This is a genomic window from Paraburkholderia sp. J11-2 (genome assembly GCF_905220185.1).
GTDB lineage: Bacteria > Pseudomonadota > Gammaproteobacteria > Burkholderiales > Burkholderiaceae > Paraburkholderia.
In genome coordinates, this window is sequence record NZ_CAJMYY010000016.1 from 23,406 (window position 1) to 35,442 (window position 12,037).

The 12,037-nt window shown below is 63.2% G+C and carries 10 protein-coding genes and 1 other RNA gene; 6 read left to right on the forward strand and 5 right to left on the reverse strand.

What is annotated here, in order from left to right; genetic code table 11:
- Positions 1–3: 3 nt before the first annotated feature.
- From serC to gyrA, 3 genes are all read right to left on the reverse strand, one after another.
- Positions 4–1,086 (reverse strand): 3-phosphoserine/phosphohydroxythreonine transaminase, encoded by a 1,083-nt coding sequence (gene serC, locus U5A57_RS22430; RefSeq protein ID WP_321913846.1) that lies wholly within the window; start codon positions 1,084–1,086, stop codon positions 4–6.
- Positions 1,087–1,311: 225 nt separating this feature from the next.
- Positions 1,312–1,920, reverse strand: coding sequence for a DUF2059 domain-containing protein (locus U5A57_RS22435; RefSeq protein ID WP_158758339.1), 609 nt, complete (start codon positions 1,918–1,920; stop codon positions 1,312–1,314).
- A gap of 207 nt (positions 1,921–2,127) precedes the next feature.
- Entirely contained in the window at positions 2,128–4,737 is a 2,610-nt protein-coding gene (gyrA, locus tag U5A57_RS22440) for a DNA gyrase subunit A (RefSeq protein WP_321913847.1), read from the reverse strand.
- Between the two features lie 563 nt (positions 4,738–5,300).
- Between gyrA and ompA the strand changes: the two genes are divergently transcribed.
- The 4 genes from ompA (at position 5,301) to ssrA (ending at position 8,169) form a co-directional block, all read left to right on the forward strand.
- The gene (gene ompA, locus U5A57_RS22445; protein ID WP_321913848.1) at positions 5,301–5,945 is read left to right on the forward strand and encodes an outer membrane protein OmpA; all 645 of its coding nucleotides are present in this window, start codon (positions 5,301–5,303) and stop codon (positions 5,943–5,945) included.
- Positions 5,946–6,170: 225 nt separating this feature from the next.
- Positions 6,171–6,869, forward strand: a complete 699-nt coding sequence (ubiG, locus tag U5A57_RS22450) for a bifunctional 2-polyprenyl-6-hydroxyphenol methylase/3-demethylubiquinol 3-O-methyltransferase UbiG (protein ID WP_321913849.1) — start codon at positions 6,171–6,173, stop codon at positions 6,867–6,869.
- Positions 6,870–6,955: 86 nt separating this feature from the next.
- Positions 6,956–7,678 (forward strand): HAD-IA family hydrolase, encoded by a 723-nt coding sequence (locus U5A57_RS22455; RefSeq protein WP_321913850.1) that lies wholly within the window; start codon positions 6,956–6,958, stop codon positions 7,676–7,678.
- Between the two features lie 121 nt (positions 7,679–7,799).
- Positions 7,800–8,169: a transfer-messenger RNA gene (gene ssrA, locus U5A57_RS22460) on the forward strand.
- A 200-nt stretch (positions 8,170–8,369) separates the two neighbouring features.
- On the opposite strand, the gene U5A57_RS22465 is transcribed toward ssrA, so the two are convergent.
- Both U5A57_RS22465 and U5A57_RS22470 read right to left on the reverse strand, forming a co-directional pair.
- Positions 8,370–8,636, reverse strand: coding sequence for a hypothetical protein (locus U5A57_RS22465; protein ID WP_321913851.1), 267 nt, complete (start codon positions 8,634–8,636; stop codon positions 8,370–8,372).
- 112 nt (positions 8,637–8,748) lie between these two features.
- Complete coding sequence (locus U5A57_RS22470; RefSeq protein ID WP_321913852.1) at positions 8,749–9,831, reverse strand: substrate-binding domain-containing protein; 1,083 nt, start codon at positions 9,829–9,831, stop codon at positions 8,749–8,751.
- A 130-nt stretch (positions 9,832–9,961) separates the two neighbouring features.
- Here U5A57_RS22470 and U5A57_RS22475 point away from each other — a divergent pair, with 130 nt between their 5' ends.
- Both U5A57_RS22475 and U5A57_RS22480 read left to right on the forward strand, forming a co-directional pair.
- Positions 9,962–10,477 (forward strand): NAD(P)H-dependent oxidoreductase subunit E, encoded by a 516-nt coding sequence (locus tag U5A57_RS22475; protein WP_321913987.1) that lies wholly within the window; start codon positions 9,962–9,964, stop codon positions 10,475–10,477.
- Positions 10,474–12,033: a formate dehydrogenase beta subunit gene (locus U5A57_RS22480; protein ID WP_321913853.1), complete on the forward strand. Its 1,560-nt coding sequence runs from the start codon at positions 10,474–10,476 to the stop codon at positions 12,031–12,033. The genes U5A57_RS22475 and U5A57_RS22480 overlap by 4 nt, the downstream gene beginning before the upstream one ends.
- Positions 12,034–12,037: the final 4 nt, after the last annotated feature.

Sequence of the window (12,037 nt, forward strand, 5' to 3'; positions counted from 1 at the left end):
CGCTTACGCGTGCTTCGCCTCGAATTCCTTCATGTACTCGACCAGCGCCTTCACTGCCTCGAGCGGCACCGCGTTGTAAATCGATGCCCGCATGCCGCCGACGGACTTGTGGCCCTTCAGCTGCAACAGCCCGCGCGCTTTGGCGCCGGCGAGGAAATCTGCGTTACGTGTTTCGTCGGCGAGGAAGAACGGCACGTTCATCCGCGAGCGCGCGCGGCGCTCCACCTTGTTAATGTAGAAGCTGCTTGCGTCGATCGTGTCGTAGAGCAGCTTCGCTTTTTCCACATTGCGCGCCTCGATGACTTCGAGACCGCCCTGGCGCTTGAGCCACTTGAACACGAGGCCCGCGATATAGATCGCATAGGTCGGCGGCGTGTTGAACATCGAATTGTTCGCGGCCACGGTTTTCCATTCGAACGCCGACGGGCAAATCGGCATCGAGCGATCGAGCAGGTCCTCGCGCACGATCACGACCGTCACGCCCGCCATGCCGATATTTTTCTGCGCGCCACCGTAGAGCACGCCGTACTTGGCGATGTCCATCGGGCGCGACAGGATGTGCGACGAGGCGTCAGCCACGAGCGGAATGTCACCGAGGTCGGGAATCTCGAAGGTCTCGACGCCGTCGATCGTCTCGTTCGTGCACAGGTGCACGTAAGCGGGGTCGTCGGAAAGCTTCCACTCGCTCTTCGGCGGCGAATGCGTGAAGCCGGCCTCGGTACGCCCCGTCGCTGCAATGTGCGCCTCGCCGTACTTGAGCGCTTCCTTCTGCGACTTCTGCGACCACGAGCCAGTCACGACGAAGTCGGCGCGCGGCTTCGAGCCGAACAGGTTGAGCGGCACGATCGCGTTCTCGCCAATGCCGCCGCCCTGCAGAAATAGAATCTGGTGACTGGCGGGCACCTGCATCAGCTCGCGCAGATCGAGCAGCGCCTCGGCATGAATCTGCATGAATTCCGGGCCGCGATGGCTCATTTCCATCACGCCCATGCCGCTGCCGTGCCAGTCGAGCATTTCGTCGGCGGCCTGACGCAGGACTTCTTCTGGCAACGCTGCCGGTCCGGCTGAGAAGTTGTAGACGCGCATCGTAAAAAGGATCCCCGAGGCAGGCGTTGTGGCAAAAACCACCGGAAAACACGCCAGAAAAAGAAAATGGCCGCTTGCGCTTATCGCGCAAACGACCATTATCGCATTGTCGCCGGGAACCCGCCACGCGTGGCGCGGCGGTGGGTTTCCCGGCCTACGCGGCCAATCCGGCCCCGCTACCGTACTTCATGGCGACGAACCGGAGGGCGCGTAATGCCGGAAGGCTTACTTGGCAGCCTTGACCGAAGCGACTTCCTTGTCGGCCTGGTCGCGCGTTGCCTTGATCGACTGCGGCATGTACTTCTGCATCAGGCTGTTCACGACGTCGCGGCCAACCTGGTCTTGAACCTGAATGAACTTGCGGCCGGTCGGGCTGCGGTAGAACGTGGTCAGGTCCTTGATTTCCTGCGTGCTGTAGTACTTCGCATACGCGTCGTACTGAGCTTGCATGGCGTCCTGCTTGAACGAGTCGGTCGCGAAGACCTGGCCTGCCGAGTCAACCAGCTTCGGCACGGCGTTCTTCTGCAGCGACGGGACGGCAGCTTGCTTCTGCTTGTCCGTCATCGTCTTGTTTTCCGAGAGCGCGTCCGACAGGATTGCCGGGACAAGCTGCTTGGCTTGCATCTGGGCGCTGTTGCCGATTGCGCCGACGAGCTTCTGTGCGTCGATCGCGTCGAGCAGGTCCTTGATCGCGGCCTGCTTGGCCGGATCGACGGGTGCTGCAGCCGCTGCCGGTGCCTGGGGGGCGGGCGCCTGGTTCTGGAGCGCCTGAGCCATGGCAAACGTCGGCACGAGAGCGGCCAGCAACATCACCTGCTTGAATCGTTTTTGCATCATTACTCCCTTTGAGAAATTAATCGATTTGCACTGCCGCGCGGACTGCGGGGCGCCGCATTGGCGTTCATTTGCGTTGTGCGCCCGCCGGCCGGTCCGCCCGGCACACCATTCATTTAGCTGACACTAACAAGGTTCGCTGAAACCCACCTTAAAGCCCGCGTAAGCGCATCGATTGAACGCACTTCTGCGGGCCTGGATGGAGCATCACTCTTCGCCTTCGCCCGGTTCGCCTTCACCTTCGGCGTCCGCCTCTGCGTCTGCTTCGGCGACCTGCTGGAGTCCGGAGAGCTTCGTCCCTTCGTCAAGGCTGATGAGTGTAACACCTTGCGTTGCACGGCCCATTTCGCGAATTTCCGACACGCGCGTGCGAATCAAAACGCCCGTGGTGGTGATCAACATGATCTGCGCTTCCGGGTCGACGAGTGTGGCCGCAACCACCTTGCCGTTACGCTCCGAAGTCTGGATTGCGATCATGCCCTTCGTGCCGCGGCCATGGCGCGTGTACTCCGTGATCGGCGTGCGCTTGCCGTAACCGTTCTCGGTCGCGGTGAGCACCGACTGCTGCTCGTCGCCTGCCACGAGGAGCGCGATGACCTGCTGATTGTCTTCGAGCTGCATGCCGCGCACACCGCGCGCTTCGCGGCCCATCGGGCGCACGTCGTTCTCGTCGAAACGCACGGCCTTGCCGGCGTCGGAGAACAGCATCACGTCGTGCTCGCCGTCGGTGATCGCGGCGCCGATCAGGTAGTCGCCGTCGTCGAGACCGACCGCAATAATACCCTTGCGCAACGGGCGGCTGAACGCTTCGAGCGGCGTCTTCTTGACCGTACCCAACGCGGTGGCCATGAAAACGAACTTGTCGGCCGAGAACTCCTTGACCGGCAGCACGACCGTGATCTTCTCGCCGTCCTGCAGCGGGAACATGTTGACGATCGGACGGCCGCGCGAGTTGCGCGAGCCTTGCGGCACTTCATACACCTTCACCCAGTACACGCGGCCGCGATTCGAGAAGCACAGAATGTGGTCGTGCGTGTTGGCGATAAAGAGGGTGTCGATCCAGTCGTCGTCCTTCATCGAGGTCGCCTGCTTGCCGCGACCTCCGCGCTTCTGGGCTCGATATTCCGACAACGGCTGCGATTTCACATAACCGGCGTGCGACATGGTCACGACCATGTCCTGCGGCGTGATCAGGTCTTCGGTGTTGAGCTCCGTGGCGTTCATCTCGATCTTCGAGCGGCGGGCATCGCCGAATTCGCTCTTGATCGAGGTGAGTTCGTCGGAGATCATGGTAGTTACACGCTCGGGACGCGCAAGGATGTCGAGCAGGTCGGCGATCTGCGCCATGACTTCGCGGTACTCGCCGATGATCTTGTCCTGCTCCAGGCCAGTCAGGCGCTGGAGGCGCATTTGCAGGATTTCCTGCGCCTGCGTGTCGGACAGACGGTAGAGGCCGTCGGCCTGCATACCATATTGCGGGTTCAGCCCTTCCGGACGGTAGGCGCCGCGCCCGCCCGCGGCCGCGTTGTCCTGCTCCGCACGCGTGAGCATCTCGCGCACGAGCGACGAATCCCACGAGCGGTTCATCAACTCCTGCTTCGCGATAGGCGGCGTGGGCGCGGCCTTGATCAGTTCGATGAAGTCGTCGATGTTCGCGAGCGCAACGGCGAGACCTTCGAGCACGTGGCCGCGTTCGCGCGCCTTGCGCAGCTCGTACACCGTGCGGCGCGTGAGCACTTCGCGGCGATGCGAGAGGAAATGCTCGAGCATTTCCTTCAGGTTCAGCAGCTTCGGCTGGTTGTCCACCAGCGCGACCATGTTCATGCCGAACGTGTCCTGCAGCTGCGTCGCCTTGTAAAGATTGTTGAGGATGACCTCGGGCACTTCACCGCGCTTGAGCTCGATCACGACACGCATGCCGCTCTTGTCCGATTCGTCGCGAATATCGGAAATGCCTTCGAGCTTCTTCTCGTTGACGAGCTCGGCAATGCGCTCGAGCAGCGAACGCTTGTTCACCTGATACGGCAGCTCGTCGACGATGATCGCCATGCGCTGACCGCGATCGATTTCCTCGAAGTGCGTAGCCGCGCGCATCACCACGCGGCCGCGGCCCGTGCGATAGCCGTCGCGCACGCCGGCGACGCCATAAATAATGCCGGCGGTCGGGAAATCGGGCGCGGGGATGATCTCGATCAGCTCGTCGATCGTCGCGTGCGGGCTCTTCAGCAGGTGCTGGCAAGCGTCGACAACTTCGTTGAGATTGTGCGGCGGAATATTCGTGGCCATGCCGACCGCAATACCCGACGACCCGTTGATCAGCAGGTTCGGAATGCGCGCGGGCAGGATCTGCGGCTCGCTTTCGCTGCCGTCGTAGTTCGGCCCGAAGTCGACCGTTTCCTTGTCGATGTCGGCCAGCAGCTCGTGGCCGATCTTCGCCATGCGGATTTCGGTGTATCGCATGGCGGCGGCGTTGTCGCCGTCGATGGAGCCGAAGTTGCCCTGGCCGTCGACCAGCATGTAGCGCAGGGAGAAGTCCTGCGCCATACGCACGATGGTGTCGTAGACGGCCGTATCGCCGTGCGGATGGTACTTACCGATGACGTCGCCGACGATACGCGCCGACTTCTTGTAAGCGCGGTTCCAGTCGTTATTCAGCTCGTGCATTGCGTAGAGCACGCGCCGGTGGACGGGCTTGAGGCCGTCACGAACATCCGGAAGTGCCCGCCCGACGATCACGCTCATCGCGTAATCGAGATACGAGCGGCGCATTTCCTCCTCGAGGGAGATTGGCAGAGTCTCTTTGGCGAATTGATCCATTATCGATGTCTTATTTGGGCACGCGGTGTGCTAGCGCCTCGCCCCAACTGGAAGGACGGAGGTCGCCGCGGCCACCGCGAGACGCCCAGCTGTCGCATGGACGCCGCGGACGCAGCGCATCACGCGATTCTACCATGCACGACACCCTCGCCCGCCGCCTGCGTATACCTATTAGAGGAGTGGCGCCGAAGCGCTCAAAAGCGCCTTGAGCGTGGCGCAAACGCCGCAGTGCGAACCGGAATCAGATGCACCGCCAGCGATTTGGATAACAATGTGTGACAGCCCGCCTACCCAGGCGCACTACCAGGTAAAATAACGGGAACTTTTTTGTTGCGGGCGTACCACGTTCGACAAGCCGCAGTGAAAGGGGCGGATTTTTTTTATCGTCGGAGGGGAACGATATGGCAAAATGCCAACGCACAAAGTTAGACACTGCTCGAAGTCTACACAACGCAAAGCGTTCCCCACAACTTGCCAATGTTATACTTCGAGCAATGTATGACTTGTCTTCGTCATATGGCTCGCAGTAAACCTGCGGTAATCTCAATTTCGAGAGGAGAAATATGAATAAACTTTCAAAGCTCGCGTTCATTGCAGCTACCGCAGTTGTGGCTGCATCCGCTCAGGCACAATCGGTGCCGGCGTCGCGACAAGCCGTCAATGACAACTGGGTGAATGGTACCGGCGAATACGTGTGGATGAACGGCACGAACGAGCTTTGCTGGCGCGATGCATTCTGGACGCCGGCCACCGCCAACGCCAAGTGCGATGGCGCCCTGGTCGCCCAGGCACCGACGCCGCCGGTCGCTCCGGTCGCTCCGGCCATCACCAGCCAGAAGATCACGTACCAGGCTGACGCCCTGTTCGACTTCGACAAGGCGATCCTGAAGCCGGCAGGCAAGGAAAAGCTGGACGACCTGGCAAGCAAGATCCAGGCACTGAACCTCGAAGTCGTCGTCGCGACGGGCTACACCGACCGTATCGGCTCGGTTGCCTACAACGACCGTCTGTCGCTGCGCCGTGCGCAAGCCGTGAAGTCGTACCTGGTCAGCAAGGGCGTTCCGGCAGAGCGTATCTACACGGAAGGCAAGGGCAAGCGCAACCCGGTTACGACGGGCTGCAACCAGAAGAACCACAAGGCTCTCATCGCCTGCCTCGCACCGGACCGTCGCGTGGAAGTCGAAGTCGTCGGCACGCAAAAGCAGTAATCGCGAGCTTTCGACCGCAAGTCTCAAAAGCCCCGCTTCGGCGGGGCTTTTTTTATCCCGAGCGCTTTCCTCCTTTTTCCCTTCTTTCATTTCGCCTGACTCTGCGCGGCTTTATCGTTTTGGAAAGATTTACGGCACAGCGTGGCATTTGGCCGCCCTGTGCACCCACAGATATACTCGGGGTTTATTCTTTCTGACCCGCACCGCGCTTCAGGCTGCCACGACATGACGAATGCCGATCCCCACGAGCTGCAGAAATTCAGCGATCTCGCTCATCGCTGGTGGGACCCAAACGCCGAATTCAAGCCGCTGCACGAACTCAACCCCATTCGCCTTGGCTGGATAGACAGTCATGCGCACCTGCCGTCCAAGCGCGTGCTCGACATCGGCTGCGGCGGCGGCATCCTCTCCGAATCGATGGCGGGGCTGGGCGCGACCGTGAAAGGCATCGACCTTTCGCGCGAGGCGCTCGGCGTGGCGGACCTGCATAGCCTCGAAAGCGGCGTGACGGTGGACTACGAGCTGATCGCCGCCGAAGCGATCGCCGCACGCGAACCTGCGTCGTTCGACGTCGTGACCTGCATGGAGATGCTCGAACACGTGCCGGAGCCCGCCGAGGTCGTGAAGGCCTGCGCAACGCTCGTGAAGCCTGGCGGCTGGGTGTTCTTTTCAACGCTCAATCGCAACGTGAAGTCGTATCTTCTCGCCGTGATCGGCGCGGAATACATCGCGCAGATGCTGCCCAAAGGCACGCACGACTACGCGCGTTTCATCCGCCCCTCGGAGCTTGCCGCGTTCGTGCGCGACGCCGGCATGCGTGTCGCCGAAATCAAGGGCATCACGTATAACCCGATCACGCGGCACTTCGCGCTTTCGAACGACGCCAGCGTCAATTACATGATCGCCTGCCGGCGCGACGCCTGACGGCGCTTGCGCGATCGGCGCCGCCGGACCACCCTGCTCCGGCGGCATTTCCTGCACACGGGCGCGCCGCGCCATCGCTTCCAGACATGAACTCACCCACGAACGCCCAATCTGCCGCGGTCAGCGCCGCAGCGCTCGCCACCTGCGACGCCGTGCTGTTCGACTTCGACGGCACACTCGCCGATACGGCCCCCGACCTCGCCGCCGCCGTCAACCAGATGCGCCACGCGCGCGGCCTCATGCCCGCGCCGCTCGAGAAGCTGCGTCCGCTCGCTTCGGCCGGCGCGCGCGGCCTGATCGGCGGCGCGTTCGGGATCGGCCCCGACGATCGCGAGTTCGCGGCCATGCGCGAGGAATTCCTCGCCAATTACGAGGCGAATTTGCGCGTCGAGACGGCGCTCTTCGCCGGGATCGACGCCGTGCTCGACGACCTCGACAGGCGCGGCGTGCGCTGGGGCATCGTGACGAACAAGGTCGCACGTCTCACCGAACCGCTCGTGAAGCTGATGCATCTGGACACGCGCGCAAGCTGCGTGGTGAGCGGCGATACCACGCCCTATTCCAAGCCGCATCCGGCGCCGCTGCTGCACGCGGCCGAGGCGCTCGGCATCGCGCCGCAGCGCGTGGTGTATGTCGGCGACGATCTGCGCGACGTGCAGGCAGGCGCCGCGGCGGGTATGGCGACCATCGCCGCCGCCTACGGCTACTGCGGCAACGACGTGCCGCCCTCGCAGTGGAATGCGCAATATGTCGCCGACACCACGGCGACGCTGCTCGCTCTGCTCCAGCACATCGGCAATCCGGCCTGAGGCAACGTGAAGACCGGCGTCGAAGCCGAAGCGGCTTTTGCGCGCAGACAGCCCCGCGCCCCCTTGAACCGGGCGCGGTTCGCCTCATATGGCGAACTATGTGATAATTGTTCTTTCCTCTGGGGCCGACCTGGTTTCGACAGGGGTTATGAAGTAATCAGGGCATGCCGAGGACCCGTCACCTCGTTAATCAATGGGAAAAACGTAACTGCAAACGACGATACGTTCGCACTGGCAGCCTAAGGGCCGCCGTCCTCTGCCTAGCTTACTGACGGGCTAGCGTCGCAAGACCGGTAGCAATACCGCCAGAGGTCATTTACGTCAGTTAAGCCTTGTCGGCGTCACGACGCCAAGGTCGAAAATCTAGTGAATCGCCGTAGCGCAGCGTGTTCGTCCGCGTCGCTGCGGTTAAATCAAATGACAGAACTACGCATGTAGAACTGGTTATGGACTGCTTCTGGACGCGGGTTCGATTCCCGCCGGCTCCACCAGATATTTCCGGTCGTCCACGACGAACGGACTCAAGCCCCGGCGCCGCAAGGCTGTCGGGGCTTTTTGCTTTTTACGGATTCCCGCCGCCAGCCAACCCAACCCGGCAAAGAGCAAACAAAAAAACTCGCGACGGCCCGTTCGGGCCTCGCGAGTTTTTTATTCCGCAAGCGGCGCGACTGCCGCCACTGCCCTTACGCCATTAATTGTCCTGCGGGCACTGCAGATTACAGCCGTTCGGATCACCCAGATCACCACGCTTACGTGCAGCGGACGCTTTGCCATGCTGATACTTTTCCGAAGGCGCCGAAGCGGCGTACTGCATTTGCGGATGCTCGTTGAACTTGAACTGATCGCTCAGAATGCCGCCGGGGACGCCCGGCGAGTTCTGCGCGAATGCGAGGTTGAACGTAGCCAACAACGCCGCGGCCGTAGCGGCGGCAGCACCAACTTTGAGGACAAATTTCATGGTCGATCGGCGCGACGAACGCGCATCTGAAACGTGAGAGCGAATACGAACTGAAAGTATCACAAAAAGCGCCGCAGTCTGCAGCGTAGTCCGACGAATACGTTGCCTTCTATTACAACGCCCGCGGCTCGCCCCATGCGGCTTCGAGTTCCACGACGTCACCGCACGCGGCCGGATCGTACCCTTCGAGCTGGGCAACCGAAGCGCGGAACCCGGCACCGCGCAGCAACGACAGAACCGTCGCCAGCGGCTCGTGCGCGAGATGACCGCGATCACACGCGAAATAGTAGTCTTCGTCGGCGATTTCAATGAAATCGAGGCCGAAGTGGTGCGCAGCCGGCTCCACGCCGAAACCCACGTCGGCCATGCCGCTCGCCACGAACGCGGCAATCGCCGAGTGCGTGAGCTCCGAAGACGCATAGCCGTTCACGCGCTCGGGATCGACGCCAATGCGTGTGAGCAGCAGGTCGATCAGCATGCGCGTGCCCGAGCCCGGCTGCCGGTTCACAAAACGTATATCGCCGCGCGCGAGGTCGGCCAGGCCCTTGACGTGCTTCGGGTTGCCGCGCCCGACGAAGAGCCCCTGTTTGCGCTGCGTCAAATGGATGAGCACGTGCCGCTGCGGGTCGAGCCAGCTCCGGTAGGCGTTGGCGCACGCGGCGCGGAAGTCGCCGCGCGGCAAATGAAAGCCCGCTAAATCGCATTCGCCGCGCGCGAGCGCCGTGATCGCATCAACGCTATCGCGGTACTTGATCTCCACGGGCACCTGGTCGGCGACGAGCGCCGTCACGAGCGCCGCCACCGCATAGCCGTGCGAAGCGTGGATGCGCAGATCCTGCGCGTGGGGCGCGAGCCAGCGGTTCAGGTCGCTCGCCACCTCGCTTGCCAGCGCCTCGAGATTACCCTGCAGGCGTTCCCCGCACAGGCGCTGCGAGCGCAGCACAGCCTCGCCCAGTTCGGAGAGCACGGAGCCGCGGCCGCGCGCTTTCGCGATCAGCGCGCCGCCCAGGCGCTCCTCCACTTCGCGCAAAACACCCCACGCATGGCGATAGGACAAACCCTTACGCTGCGCGGCCTGCGCAATGCTTCCTTCTTCCGCGACAAGCGCAAGCAACGGCACAACGTCCGTCAGGCTTGCCTCGCGGCCATCCGCGTCGCGCACGACTAGCTGCGCATGGCACTCGACCTTGATCATTATGAAATGCTCCTTCCTATTGCGTCCGCCTTTCCACGGGCCTATTGTTCGGTCAGACAACAAGACAACCGCAGCATAGATGCACACTTTATGAATAACAAGTGCATATATGCCCAGGAGAAGCCCCATGATGGAAGAGACAGCTGTTAGCACGCCGGACGATCTCGTCCTGCGTCACGCGCAACCGGGCCGCACATTGCTTGCGATCCTGCACGCGATCCAGGACGACGTCGGCTTCGTGCCGCCGTCCACGGTCGTGCCGCTCTCGAAGGCGCTGAGTCTTTCGCGCGCCGAGGTGCACGGCGTGATCACCTACTACCACCACTTCCGCACTGCGCCGCCCGCGCCGGTCACGGTCCAGCTGTGCCGAGCCGAGGCGTGCCGCAGCATGGGCAGCGAAGCGCTCGCGCAGCACGTCGAGGCGCATACCGGCTGCCGGTTCGGACAGCACGGCCACGACGCCGAACACGCGCATGCCCACGAAGGTCCGGTCGCGCTGGAGTCCGTCTATTGCCTCGGCCAATGTGCGCTCTCGCCTGCCATGATGATTAACGGCACCTTGCACGCAAAAGTGACCCCGCAGAAGTTCGACAAGCTCTTCGCCGCCGCCATGACGGCGGTCGCCCGCACCGAGGAGGCCGCATGACACGCGTGTACGTACCCCGCGACTCCTCGGCCCTCGCGCTCGGCGCGGATGCCATCGCCGAAGCCATCGAACGTGAAGCCGCCGCGCGCGGCGCGAGCATCGAACTCGTGCGCAACGGCTCGCGCGGCCTGCTCTATCTCGAACCGCTCGTCGAAGTGCAAACGCCCGACGGCCGCGTCGGCTACGCGAACGTCGAGCCCGATGAAGTGGGCGCGCTCTTCGACGCCGGCTTCCTGCAAGGCGGCCAGCACGCGCGCAGCGTCGGGCTCGTCGAGCAGATTCCGTATCTGCGCAAACAGCAGCGCCTCACGTTCGCGCGCATCGGCATCACCGACCCGCTTTCCACCGACGACTACGTCGCCCACGGCGGCCTCGAAGGATTGCGCAATGCGTTGACGATGACCGGCGCCACGATCTGCGAAGCGCTCGTCGAATCGGGCCTGCGTGGCCGCGGCGGCGCCGCGTTCCCGGCCGGCATCAAATGGCGCACGGTCGCGAATGCGCAAGCCGACCAGAAGTACATCGTCTGCAATGCCGACGAAGGCGATTCGGGCACGTTCTCGGACCGCCTCGTCATGGAAAGCGACCCGTATGTGCTGATCGAGGGCATGGCGATCGCGGGCATCGCGGTGGGCGCCACCGTTGGCCATATCTACGTGCGCAGCGAATATCCGCATTCGATCGCGGCGCTCGAGGAAGCCATCCAGCGCGCACGTGCGGCGGGCTGGCTCGGCGACGACGTGCTCGGCAGCGGCAAGCGCTTCGAGCTGTTCGTGGCCAAGGGCGCGGGCGCCTACGTGTGCGGCGAGGAAACGGCGCTGCTCGAATCGCTCGAAGGCAAGCGCGGCATCGTGCGCGCCAAGCCGCCGCTGCCCGCGCTCTCCGGTCTCTACGGCAAGCCCACGGTCATCAACAACGTCATTACGCTCGCCACGGTGCCGATCATCTTTGCGAGAGGCGCGGCGTTCTACAAGGACTTCGGCATGGGCCGCTCGCGCGGCACGCTGCCGTTCCAGCTCGCGGGCAACATCGCGCGCGGCGGCCTCGTCGAGCTTGCGTTCGGCGTGACGCTGCGCGAGCTGATGGTCGACTACGGCGGCGGCACCGCCAGCGGCCGCCCGGCGCGCGCCGTGCAGGTGGGCGGCCCGCTCGGCACGTATCTGCCCGAGAGCCAGTGGGACATTCCCATGGACTACGAAGCGTATGCGGCCGTCGGCGCGGTCGTGGGCCACGGCGGCCTCGTCGTGCACGACGATACGTCGAATCTCGCCGAACTCGCCCAGTACGCCATGGAGTTCTGCACGCTCGAATCGTGCGGCAAGTGCACGCCGTGCCGCATCGGTTCGACGCGCGGCGTCGAGGTGATCGCGAAGATCCGCAAGGGCGACACGTCGGAGAAGCAGGTCACGCTGCTGCGCGACCTGTGCGAGACGATGGTGTCCGGCTCGCTCTGCGCAATGGGCGGCATGACGCCCTACCCCGTGATCTCCGCACTCAACTATTTCCCTGAAGATTTCGGTCTCGAACCTGTTGCCGCTCCGGCAGCAGCAGCCTGAACGA

Excerpts from the sequence above, each read along its gene's own strand:
- ubiG (WP_321913849.1), top strand. The coding sequence starts at position 6,171 with ATGACGAATGCCGATCCCCACGAGCTGCAGAAATTCAGCGATCTCGCT.
- U5A57_RS22480 (WP_321913853.1), top strand. The coding sequence starts at position 10,474 with ATGACACGCGTGTACGTACCCCGCGACTCCTCGGCCCTCGCGCTCGGC.
- U5A57_RS22470 (WP_321913852.1), bottom strand. The coding sequence starts at position 9,831 with ATGATCAAGGTCGAGTGCCATGCGCAGCTAGTCGTGCGCGACGCGGAT.
- U5A57_RS22475 (WP_321913987.1), top strand. The coding sequence starts at position 9,962 with ATGGAAGAGACAGCTGTTAGCACGCCGGACGATCTCGTCCTGCGTCAC.
- U5A57_RS22455 (WP_321913850.1), top strand. The coding sequence starts at position 6,956 with ATGAACTCACCCACGAACGCCCAATCTGCCGCGGTCAGCGCCGCAGCG.
- serC (WP_321913846.1), bottom strand. The coding sequence starts at position 1,086 with ATGCGCGTCTACAACTTCTCAGCCGGACCGGCAGCGTTGCCAGAAGAA.
- U5A57_RS22435 (WP_158758339.1), bottom strand. The coding sequence starts at position 1,920 with ATGCAAAAACGATTCAAGCAGGTGATGTTGCTGGCCGCTCTCGTGCCG.
- ompA (WP_321913848.1), top strand. The coding sequence starts at position 5,301 with ATGAATAAACTTTCAAAGCTCGCGTTCATTGCAGCTACCGCAGTTGTG.
- U5A57_RS22465 (WP_321913851.1), bottom strand. The coding sequence starts at position 8,636 with ATGAAATTTGTCCTCAAAGTTGGTGCTGCCGCCGCTACGGCCGCGGCG.
- gyrA (WP_321913847.1), bottom strand. The coding sequence starts at position 4,737 with ATGGATCAATTCGCCAAAGAGACTCTGCCAATCTCCCTCGAGGAGGAA.